General features: G+C 64.8%; 2 pseudogenes. One reads left to right on the forward strand and one right to left on the reverse strand.

The features are described 5' to 3' along the window. Positions 1-418 (forward strand): annotated as a pseudogene (locus tag CSW57_RS24155) (DNA-directed RNA polymerase subunit beta'); the annotation flags it as partial. On the opposite strand, the pseudogene CSW57_RS24160 reads toward CSW57_RS24155, so the two are convergent. After that, positions 411-1,012 (reverse strand): annotated as a pseudogene (locus CSW57_RS24160) (DNA-directed RNA polymerase subunit beta'); the annotation flags it as partial. The pseudogenes CSW57_RS24155 and CSW57_RS24160 overlap by 8 nt on opposite strands.

Consider the following 1,012-nt stretch of genomic DNA (forward strand, 5'->3'; position numbering starts at 1 on the left):
GCTCAAGGGCAAGCAGGGTCGTTTCCGTCAGAACCTGCTCGGCAAGCGCGTCGACTACTCGGGCCGTTCGGTCATCGTCGTCGGCCCGCAGCTCAAGCTGCATCAGTGTGGTCTGCCCAAGCTGATGGCTCTCGAGCTGTTCAAGCCGTTCGTGATGAAGCGTCTCGTCGACCTGAACCAGGCACAGAACATCAAGTCCGCCAAGCGGATGGTGGAGCGTCAGCGCCCCGCCGTGTGGGACGTGCTCGAAGAGGTCATCGCCGAACACCCGGTGCTGCTCAACCGTGCACCCACCCTGCACCGTCTGGGCATCCAGGCGTTCGAGCCGCAGCTCGTGGAGGGCAAGGCCATCCAGCTGCACCCGCTGGTGTGTGAGGCGTTCAACGCCGACTTCGACGGTGACCAGATGGCAGTGCACCACGCTGGAACTTGCGCTCCAGGCCGTCGGCCCGCTCCTCGTACTTGTCGAGGATCTGCTTCTTGTCCGGCGAGACCAGCACGTCGGACATGGCGATGGTGACACCCGAGCGGGTCGCCCAGTAGAAACCGGCGTCCTTGAGCTTGTCGACGGTCTGCGCGACAACGATCATCGGGTAGCGCTCGGCCATGTCGTTGATGATCGTGGCCTGACGCTTCTTCGGCATCTGCTCGTTGACGAACGGATAGTCGTTGGGCAGCAGCTCGTTGAACATGACCCGGCCCAGCGTGGTGTGGATCTCCCACGGGGTGCCGAACTTCCAGCCCTCGGGGAAACGCTCACGCTCGACGGTGGCCGGCGGACGCTGATGCGTCAGCCGGACCTTGATCGGAGCCTGCACACTCAGCAGACCGCGGTCGACGGCCATGATGGCCTCGGCCGGGCTGGAGTACACGCCGCGCTCGATGTCGCCGTCGGTCGATGCGGTGTACGCGCCGACCGCTTGCTCCTTGAGCGTGGTGAGGTGGAACAGACCGGTCACCATGTCCAGACGCGGCATGGCCAGCGGACGACCCGACGCGGGCGACAGGATGT

The organism is Williamsia muralis (assembly GCF_002735905.1).
In the GTDB taxonomy this organism is placed as follows: domain Bacteria; phylum Actinomycetota; class Actinomycetes; order Mycobacteriales; family Mycobacteriaceae; genus Williamsia; species Williamsia muralis_A.